The organism is Acidisoma sp. (assembly GCF_035492295.1).
GTDB lineage: Bacteria > Pseudomonadota > Alphaproteobacteria > Acetobacterales > Acetobacteraceae > Acidisoma.
On the sequence record NZ_DATJJK010000223.1, the window covers coordinates 1 to 8588 of the forward strand.

General features: G+C 65.6%; 9 protein-coding genes. 6 read left to right on the forward strand and 3 right to left on the reverse strand.

Annotated features, from left to right (window positions below; translation table 11 throughout):
- Positions 1–291 precede the first annotated feature (291 nt).
- On the forward strand, positions 292–1377 hold the full coding sequence (gene ada, locus VL752_RS16835; protein ID WP_325357019.1) for a bifunctional DNA-binding transcriptional regulator/O6-methylguanine-DNA methyltransferase Ada: 1086 nt from the start codon (positions 292–294) through the stop codon (positions 1375–1377).
- Between the two features lie 9 nt (positions 1378–1386).
- Here the strand turns inward: ada and ychF are convergent, their stop codons facing one another.
- From ychF to VL752_RS16850, 3 genes are read right to left on the reverse strand one after another with little or no spacing between them, the layout of a single operon-like run.
- A complete protein-coding gene (ychF, locus tag VL752_RS16840; RefSeq protein WP_325357020.1) occupies positions 1387–2481 on the reverse strand; it encodes a redox-regulated ATPase YchF in 1095 nt (364 codons plus the stop codon).
- Positions 2481–3059, reverse strand: a complete 579-nt coding sequence (gene pth, locus VL752_RS16845; protein WP_325357021.1) for an aminoacyl-tRNA hydrolase — start codon at positions 3057–3059, stop codon at positions 2481–2483. Before pth ends, ychF begins: the two co-directional genes overlap by 1 nt.
- Positions 3060–3092: 33 nt before the next feature.
- Complete coding sequence (locus VL752_RS16850; RefSeq protein WP_325357022.1) at positions 3093–3755, reverse strand: 50S ribosomal protein L25/general stress protein Ctc; 663 nt, start codon at positions 3753–3755, stop codon at positions 3093–3095.
- Positions 3756–3884: 129 nt separating this feature from the next.
- Between VL752_RS16850 and VL752_RS16855 the strand changes: the two genes are divergently transcribed.
- The 5 genes from VL752_RS16855 to trmB all read left to right on the forward strand — a co-directional run.
- Positions 3885–5036, forward strand: a complete 1152-nt coding sequence (locus VL752_RS16855) for a glycosyltransferase family 4 protein (protein ID WP_325357023.1) — start codon at positions 3885–3887, stop codon at positions 5034–5036.
- A 153-nt stretch (positions 5037–5189) separates the two neighbouring features.
- A complete protein-coding gene (gene phbB / locus VL752_RS16860; protein ID WP_325357024.1) occupies positions 5190–5912 on the forward strand; it encodes an acetoacetyl-CoA reductase in 723 nt (240 codons plus the stop codon).
- A gap of 21 nt (positions 5913–5933) precedes the next feature.
- Positions 5934–6701, forward strand: a complete 768-nt coding sequence (gene dapB, locus VL752_RS16865; RefSeq protein ID WP_325357025.1) for a 4-hydroxy-tetrahydrodipicolinate reductase — start codon at positions 5934–5936, stop codon at positions 6699–6701.
- A 92-nt stretch (positions 6702–6793) separates the two neighbouring features.
- On the forward strand, positions 6794–7981 hold the full coding sequence (gene metK / locus VL752_RS16870) for a methionine adenosyltransferase (RefSeq protein ID WP_325357026.1): 1188 nt from the start codon (positions 6794–6796) through the stop codon (positions 7979–7981).
- Positions 7981–8588, forward strand: a 608-nt coding sequence (trmB, locus tag VL752_RS16875; protein WP_408863162.1) for a tRNA (guanine(46)-N(7))-methyltransferase TrmB, incomplete at its 3' end; no start/stop codon positions are given. The genes metK and trmB, both read left to right, overlap by 1 nt.

Below are 8588 nucleotides of genomic sequence, written 5' to 3' on the forward strand. Positions count from 1 at the left end.
AGGGAAATACATTCGGCGCCGTCACCTCGAGGCGGCGGAGGGGGTTGCCATTGTCGTCCTCGCCCGTTTGGCGAAAACGGTCCGCGGCCTCGGTCGGGATGGCAATGCAGCGAAATGCGGTCATGGGACTCTCCTTGGATGCCCGCAACTTCCACGCCGGGCCGATCCCTCGCACCCCGGTTCTTGCGCCGGAAACGCCGGTCGAATTGCGGCGCAAGAGAGGGAGTGCCGGAGGGCCGCCTGAGGGTCATCCTCGGCGAAGGGACAGAGGGGTCCTGAGGAGACATCACCATGCCGGTTGCAATGGTTGCGACTGATCTGCCAGACATCTGGGCCGACGATGCGGCCCGCCTCGCGGCGGTCCGCGCGAGGGACCCGAGGGCGGACGGCCAGTTTTTCTATTCCGTCCTGACGACGGGGGTTTTTTGTTACCCGTCCTGTGCGGCCCGGCCGGCTCTGCGGCAGCACATGAGCTTCCATGCCAGTGCAGCCGAGGCCGAACGGGCCGGCTTCCGGCCCTGCCGGCGCTGCCGGCCTGACCTTCCGCCTCGCACGGAACGGGAAGCGGCGATCATCGCGGCGGCATGCCGCTTTATCGAAGAGGCCGAGGAGCCGCCGCCCCTGGCCGATCTCGCGCGGCATGCCGGCCTCAGCCCTTATCACTTTCATCGTCTGTTCCGTCGGCTGACCGGCGTGACGCCGAAGGCTTATGCCGGGGCATGGCGGCAAACCCGCGTGCAATCTCATCTTGCCGCGGGCACGCGCGTGACGGAGGCGATTTATGATGCCGGGTTCAATTCGTCTGGCCGCTTTTATGCGGCCGCGCCGGCCATGCTGGGGATGACGCCAAGCCGCTATCGCGCCGGCGGGAATGGCGAGACGATCCGCTACGCGATGGGCGAATCGAGCCTCGGCACGGTGGCCGTCGCCGCCACGGAGCTCGGGATCTGCGCGATTTTTCTGGGGGATGACAGCGCCAGCTTGACGGCGGATCTCGCGGCCCGGTTTCCGCAGGCGGCTCTACAGCCGGCTGAGCCGACGTTCGAAGACTGGATTCGGCAGGTGGTGGCGATGATAGACCACCCGGAGGAGAATGCCGCGCTTGCCCTTCCCCTGGATATTCGGGGAACGGCGTTCCAGCGCCGTGTCTGGGCGGCACTGCGGCAGATTCCGCCGGGAGAGACGCGCTCCTATCGCGAGGTGGCGGCCAGCCTGGGGGCGCCGTCAGCGGTTCGCGCGGTGGCAGGCGCCTGTGCAGCGAACGCGCTGGCCGTGGCCATTCCCTGCCACCGCGTGATTGCCGCAAATGGTGATCTCGCCGGCTATCGTTGGGGGAGCGAGCGGAAGCGGCGCCTGCTCGACAAGGAAGGGGCCTGAGGCCCTGCCTCAGACGTTGAAACGGAACAGCAGAACGTCACCGTCCTTCACGACGTAGTCCCGGCCTTCGATCCGCAGCTTGCCCACCTCGCGCGCGCCTGCCTCGCCCTTGAAAGCGATGTAGTCGTCATAGGCGATGGTTTCGCAGGCGATGAAGCCGCGCTCGAAATCGCCGTGGATGACACCGGCGGCCTGCGGCGCTTTCATGCCCTTTTCAATCGTCCAGGCGCGCGTTTCCTTCGGGCCGACGGTGAAATAGGTGATCAGGCCGAGCAGCCCGTAGCCGGCGGCGATGACGCGGGCGAGGCCGCTTTCGGTCAGGCCCAGGCCTTCGAGATACTCGCCCTGGTCTTCCTCAGCCAGCTGGCTGACCTCGGCTTCGATGGCGGCCGAGACGATGACGGACGCAGCACCGTTCTGCGCTGCCATTTCCGCGACTTTGGCCGAGAAGGCGTTGCCCGTTGCGGCCGAGGCTTCCTCGACATTGCAGACATAGAGCACCGGCTTGGCCGTCATGAGCTGCAGGCGCTCCGCCATCTTGCGATCCTTTTCCGGGATCGCGGTGCGGGCGGCGCGGCCTTCGCTCAGTGCCTTGATGATGGGGTCGATCAGTTCGAGCTGGGCCGCGCTCTCCTTGTCCCCGCCGCGCGCCCGTTTCTGAAGGCCGGTCAACCGTTTCTCCAGGCTTTCAAGATCGGCGAGCATGAGCTCGGTCTCGACCACCTCGGCATCGCGCACCGGGTCGATGTCACCTTCGACATGGGTGATGTCGCTATCCTCGAAGCAGCGCAGGACGTGAATGATGGCGTCGGTCTCGCGGATATTGGCGAGGAACTGGTTGCCGAGGCCTTCGCCCTTGGACGCGCCGCGGACGAGGCCCGCGATATCGACGAATTCCAGGCTGGTCGGCAGGATTTTCTGGCTCTTGCCGATGGCGGCCAGGGGCGCCAGGCGTTTGTCGGGCACCGCGACGCGGCCGACATTCGGCTCGATGGTGCAGAAGGGATAGTTCGCGGCCTGGGCGGCGGCGGTCGCCGTCAGTGCGTTGAAGAGGGTCGACTTGCCGACATTGGGCAGGCCGACGATGCCGCAATTGAAGCCCATTACTGTACCTTCCGCATGTCTTCGGAAACGCTGGTCATGAATTTTTCGGGCTCGCCGTCCGCCAAGGCTTCGGCGCGGTCCGCGACCGCATCAAGGAAAGGGATCAGCCAGCTGCGGTCGGCGGCCGGGAAGTCGCTCAGCACATAGCCATGGACCCGGTCCTTGTGGCCGGGATGACCGATGCCGAGGCGCACGCGCCCATAATCCGGCGTGCCGATCATCTGGTCGATGCTGCGAAGCCCGTTATGACCGGCGGCGCCCCCGCCGCGTTTGACGCGGATCTTGCCGGGCACGAGGTCGAGCTCGTCATGAAACACGGTCATGTCGGCGGGCTCGATCTTGAAGAAGGAGAGCGCCTGCTGCACCGACTGGCCGGAGAGATTCATATAGGTCATCGGTTTGAGGGCGAGAATCTTCTGGGAGCCGATGCGGCCCTCGGCGACGAGTCCCTTGAAACGCGGCCGCCACGGCCCGAAGCCGTGGCGGATTGCGATAACATCCAGCGCCATGAAACCAATATTGTGGCGCTGTCTTGCCATTCCCGGCTCAGGGTTGCCGAGCCCGACCCAAAGCAGCATGGGCGACCTGGCCTCCCCGTTCCGGCTGCGCGCTTACTTCTTTTTCGGCGCGGCCTTGCCCTTGGCGGGGGCGGCCGCTGCAGCGGCGGCGGCCGCGGCTGCCGCTTCCTCGGCGGCGTCCTGCGCGTTCTGCGTCACGGAGGCGACGGTCGCGACGACGAAGTCACGGTCGACAATCGTGGGTCGTGTGCCCTCGGTGCCGCGGAGATCCGAGAAGCGGACGTTGTCGTTGATGTCGAGCTGGCTGAGATCGGCCAGGAAATGCTCGGGCACCGTCTCGGGGTCGGCATAGACCTCGATGGTGTGGCGCACGACGTTCAGCACGCCGCCGCGCTTCAGGCCGGGGGAGACGGCTTCGCCCTCGAAGGACACGGCAACCGCCACGCGGATCTGCTCGCCGGGCGCCAGGCGCTGAAAGTCGACATGCTCCGGCTGGTCGGTAACCGGGTGGAACTGCACGTCGCGGATCAGCGCGCGGGCCGTATCGTTGCCCAGCTGCACCTCGTACAGGCGGGACCGCCAGCCACCGCGATGCAGCTCCTTGATGACCGCGCGCGGCTCAAGGGAAATCAGGGTCGGCTCTTGCTTCGCGCCGTAAATAACGGCGGGAACCCTCCCCGACCGGCGTGTCGCGCGCGCTGCCCCCTTACCTGCCCGCTCGCGCAGCTCGGCCGGAATGGACGTGAAATTGGCCATAACTCGCTCCTTGGAAATGCGTAAAACGCCGGCCTCCAGGGGTGCCAGCGTCCGGGGCGGGGCTGTAGCTCAAGCAGCGGGCGGAGGCAACCGGCCTCGGTGCATGCCGCCCGCGCGCGGTTCCTGATTATGCCCCAAGGAATGACGGAATTGCCACCCGATGCGGTCTTGCCCTTCGGGGGGGCTTCGGCCATGGTCCGCCGCCGTTCAGCCCCGGTGCGCATGACTCTCCAAGCCGTCTTTACCCATCTCATGTTCCTGTCCTGCCTCGCCCTGCTTTCGGCAGCCGGCGTGCGCGTGATGATCGCGATCGGCGTGATGGACCATCCCGAGGGGCGCAAGGCGCATGATCAGCCCACGCCGAAGCTGGGCGGGGTCGGGATCGTCCTCGCCTATCTCCTTGGTATCCTTTTTCTTTATAGGGTCGCCGAATTCTCGCGTCTGGCCGATCCCTATTTCCGGGGCATGATCCTCTCCGCCTTCGCGATCGCGCTCGTCGCCCTGCTGGACGATATCTACGACTATCGCTTCGTCGTGAAGCTCGCGGCCCAGCTCGCGGCGGCGCTGACCGCGGTCGGCACCGGCCTTTACGTCACGGCCTATCACCTCCCCTATATCGGCGGGGTGAATGTCGGGCCCTTCGCGGTGCCCTTCACGCTCTGTTGGATCCTGTTCGCCACCAATGCGATGAACTTCATCGACGGCATGAACGGGCTGGCCGCCGGGGTCACCTTCATCACCTGCGTCTTCCTCAGCATCTTCTCGGCCCATGCCCACGGCTGGTTCACCTATTTCGCGGCCGCGCTGCTTGCCGCCGGCACGCTCGGCTTTCTGCCGTTCAACTACCCCCGGGCCCGCATCTTCATGGGCGATGTCGGCAGCCAGTTCTGCGGCTTCGTGCTTGCCATGCTGGCCGTCGCCTCCTCCCGTTTCGAGAGCAGCGAGCTTTCCTTCGTCCTGGTGCCGATGATGCTGACGGGCGCGCTTTACGACGTGGCCTTCACCCTGATCCGCCGCCTGTTGAGAGGCGAGAACATCACCCAGGCGCATCGCGGCCATCTGTTTCAGGTGGCGCACCGCGCCGGCATGGCGCCCTGGTTCATCACCCTGATCTATTGGGGCTTCACCCTCTTCGGTGCGGCTGTCGCCTGGTGTTTCCTGGCGGCACCCTCCTCGTACAAGCCGCTCGTCGTCCCGGTGCCGCTGATCCCCCCGGTGATCTGGACCTTCTACGTGATCTGGCGGGCGAAGCGGGTGGAGGTCGGCCGCTGGTCCCACTAGGGTCCGATCGAACCGTGGACCACTCTCTGAGAGATGTGACGATCGGACCCGCAATGAACGCTGGTGTGCCGCGCAATTCGGGCTAGGGTTGGGCTGCATGGCGGGCCCGGTGCGGATCGCCCGGACAGACGCCCAAAAGGAGAGGGGGAAAGCATGTCCAGAGTGGCACTTGTCACCGGCGGAACGCGTGGAATCGGCGCCGCCATCAGCGTGGCGCTCAAGGAAGCTGGCCGCACGGTCGTCGCGAGCTATGCCGGCAACGTCGAGAAGGCGGAGGCCTTCGGTCAGGAGACCGGCATCGCCACGATGAAGTTCGACGCCGGCGACTATGGGGAATGCGAGCACGCGGTCGCCCGCATCACCGCAGACTTCGGACCCATCGAGATCCTCGTCAATAATGCCGGCATCACGCGCGACGCGACCATGCCGCGGATGACGCGCGACATGTGGGATGCGGTGATCGACACCAATCTCGGCTCCTGCTTCAACCTCTGCAAACTGACCTTCGACGGCATGAAGGCGAAGAAGTTCGGCCGCGTCGTCAATATCGGCAGTATCAACGGCCAGGCCGGGCAATATGGTCAGGTCAACTATGCCGCGGCCAAATCCGGCATTCACGGCTTCACCAAGGCGCTGGCCCAGGAAGGCGCGCGCTTCGGCATCACGGTGAATGCGATCGCGCCCGGCTATGTCGATACCGACATGGTCCGCGCCGTGCCGGAGGATGTGCTTGCCAAGATTGTGGCGCGAATCCCTGTGGGCCGTCTCGGCCATGCCGCGGATATCGCGCGCGGCGTTGCATTCCTCACCGCCGACGAAGGCAGCTTCATCACCGGGTCGACATTGTCGATCAACGGTGGCCAGCATATGTACTGATCAACGGATACTTATATATTGATGTCTACGCGTATCGGGATTGCCGGCATCTCCGGCCGGATGGGGCAGATGCTGGTGGAGGAGGTGGCCGCCGCCGGTGCGGCGCTTGCGGGCGGCACTCGGCGGACACCTCCGGCGACGTCCTCAGTCCCGCTCTTTGCGGATGTCGCAGCACTTGCTGCCGTGTCGGATGTGGTGATCGACTTCACCCGCGCCGACACCGCTGCAGCGCATGCCGGAGCCCTCATGGCCACCGGCACGCCCTGGGTGCTCGGCACATCAGGCCTGTCGGCGGCGGAAGAGGCGGCGGTCGCCGAGGCCGCACAATCGATTCCCGTCGTCTATGCCGCAAATTTTTCAGCCGGCGTCACGCTGGTGCTGGCCTTGGCCGAGCAGATGGGCGCGGCGCTGCCGGCCGCCCAATACGATGCCGAGATCGTCGAGATGCATCACCGCCAAAAAGTCGATGCGCCGTCGGGCACGGCCATCGGTATCGGCCGTGCTGTCGCCAGGGGTCGCAACGTCGATCTGAGGGACGTCATGCAGAGCGGTCGGGACGGCCATACCGGTCCGCGTGAGACTGGCGCCATCGGTTTCGCGACGCTGCGCGGCGGCCAGGTTGTGGGCGAGCACAGCCTGCTCTTTGCAGGCAGTGACGAGCAAATCATTCTCTCCCACCGGGCTTTCGACCGCAGAACCTTCGCAACCGGCGCCGTGCGCGCCGCACTCTGGCTCAAGGACCAGCCCCCCGGCCTGTATACGATGAGGCATGTGCTCGGGCTCGCCTGACCGCCGAGGGTTGACCCGCCCACGGCTTTGGGCGAAATGCGCCTTCCCCTCGCCTGTCGGTGAGGATTCCTCCCGTCAGCACGGAGCCCCTTATGCGCGACACCGGCGAATACCTCTTTACGTCAGAATCGGTTTCCGAAGGCCATCCCGACAAGGTCGCCGACCGGATTAGCGATACTGTGCTCGATGCCTTCCTGGCCGCCGACCCTTATGCTCGAGTCGCTTGCGAAACCTTGGTGACGACGAACCGCATCGTGCTGGCTGGCGAGACGCGCGGCCCCGATACCATCACGCACGAATACCTCGCCCATCTTGCGCGCCTCGCCGTGCATGACATCGGCTACGACCAGGAAGGCTTCTCCTGGAAGAATGCCAAGGTTGAGGTGCATTTGCATTCCCAGTCCGCCGATATCGCGGTGGGCGTCGACGCCGCAGGCAACAAGGACGAGGGCGCGGGCGACCAGGGCATCATGTTCGGCTACGCCTGCCGCGAGACCGAGGAGCTGATGCCGGCACCTCTCTTCTACTCGCATCTCATCCTCCGCCGCGTCAGCGAACTGCGCCGCAACAAGGACCTCTCGGTCGAAGGCTTGCAGCCGGACGCGAAGAGCCAGGTCACGCTGCGCTATGTCGACGGCAAGCCGGTCGGCGCCACCAGCGTCGTGGTCTCCACCCAGCATGACGAGGGCGTGAGCCTCGAGAAGGTGAGGAGCATTCTGCTTCCGATCATTCAGACGAGCCTGCCCGAGGGTTGGATGCCGCCCGAGCACGAGATCTACATCAACCCGACCGGCACCTTCGTCGTTGGCGGCCCTGATGGCGATTGCGGCCTCACTGGCCGCAAGATCATTGTCGACACCTACGGCGGTGCGGCCCCGCATGGCGGGGGCGCCTTCTCCGGCAAGGACCCGACCAAGGTTGACCGTTCAGCTGCCTATGTCTGCCGCTATCTCGCCAAGAACGTCGTGGCCGCCGGCCTCGCCGAGAAGTGCACACTGCAGATCTCCTACGCGATCGGCGTGTCGCATCCGCTGTCCGTCTATGTCGATCTGCATGGCACGGGGAAGGACGTGAGCGAGCTGAAGCTGGAGAAGACGTTGCGCGAGTTGGTCAATCTCTCGCCGCGCGGCATTCGCGAGCATCTGCACCTCAACCGCCCGATCTACGCGCCGACGTCGGCCTATGGCCATTTCGGCCGCGCGCCGGACGAGGAAAAGGGCACCTTTACCTGGGAGCGGACCGATCTCGTCCCCGCCCTGAAGTCTGCGTTCAACCGCTGATTACGACCAAGCCCCAGCCGGACCGTCTTTACGGCCGGCAGCGCAGCCACCCGTTGCGCGCGCGGCAGCTCTGGCTCCTGGAGCAAGTGCTGCCGCTGGCTCGGATGCCGGAGGCGGCGATTGCCGCCCCGGTTCGCGCCTTTCAGAACGACCCCGCGGAAATCTGGTTCGAAGTCGGCTTTGGTGGTGGCGAGCATGCGCGCGCCCTGGCCGAAGCGCATCCGCGCGTCGGGCTGATCGCCTGCGAGGTCTTCGAAAACGGCATCTGCTCCATGCTTTCCGCTCTCGTCCCGGATGATGGGACTGAGACTATCCCGCCGCTGCCTGCCAATCTGCGTCTTTGGAACGAGGATGCCCGCCAGCTTTTGGCGAGACTGCCGGATGCTGCACTGCAGCGCCTTTATCTGATGTTTCCGGACCCTTGGCCCAAGGCGCGCCATACCAAGCGGCGCTTCATGCATCCCGCCAATATCGCGCTGGCCGCGCGGGTCATTCGCCCGGGCGGACTTTGGCGCATCGCGACCGACGATCCGACCTATCAGGCCTGGACGGCCGAGGTGCTCGCTGCCCAGGACGTTTTCGAGGTGCCCCCGCCGGCCCTCGAACG